Below are 652 nucleotides of genomic sequence, written 5' to 3' on the forward strand. Positions count from 1 at the left end.
CCTCCGCATCGACATCCCCTCGGTCACCGTCCCCGTCCGGTCCCTCTCAGGCGGCCGCCGCCAGAGCGTCGCCATCGCCCGGGCGCTCTCCTTCAACCCCGCGGTCCTCATCCTGGACGAGCCCACGGCCAACCTCTCGCCCTCCGCCACGGAGGAGGTGCTCCGGCTCGTGGCCGAGCTCAAGTCCCACGGGGTGGGTGTCGTCTTCATCAGCCATCGCCTGCAGGAGGTCTTCCAGATCGGCGACCGGGTCACCGTGCTCAAGCAGGGGCGGCACGTGGCCACCCGGAGGGTCCACGACGTCACCGAGGACGAGGTGTTGGAGCTGATTGTAGCGGGCGCCCGCGGGGCCCAGGTGTCGTGATCTACCGACGGCTCCTCCGCCCCCTGCTCTTCCGGCTCGACCCGGAGAGGAGCCACGAGGCGGTCCTCACCTGCCTCGGGGCGCTTGAGCCCCTGTGGGCGCGGCGGCCCCTTCCCCCGTCGGACCCCCATCTAGCGGTCTCGGTGTGCGGCCTCCGCTTCCCCAACCCCGTGGGGCTCGCAGCGGGGTTCGACAAGGCGGCTCACGCCCTGTGGGCATGGCCCGCTCTGGGGTTCGGCTTCATGGAGGTGGGAACGGTCACAAGCGTGCCCCAGCCGGGGAACCCTC

1 protein-coding gene and 1 pseudogene are annotated in these 652 nt (G+C 71.5%); both read left to right on the top strand.

Going from position 1 to position 652, the window contains the following annotated elements; all coding sequences use genetic code 11:
• A partial coding sequence (locus C4313_RS11070) for an ATP-binding cassette domain-containing protein (RefSeq protein WP_352429919.1) occupies window positions 1–364 on the top strand: 364 nt, incomplete at its 5' end.
• Window positions 361–652: pseudogene (locus tag C4313_RS11075) on the top strand (quinone-dependent dihydroorotate dehydrogenase); the annotation flags it as partial. The gene C4313_RS11070 and the pseudogene C4313_RS11075, both read left to right, overlap by 4 nt.

This window comes from Thermoflexus sp. (genome assembly GCF_040289485.1).
GTDB lineage: Bacteria > Chloroflexota > Anaerolineae > Thermoflexales > Thermoflexaceae > Thermoflexus.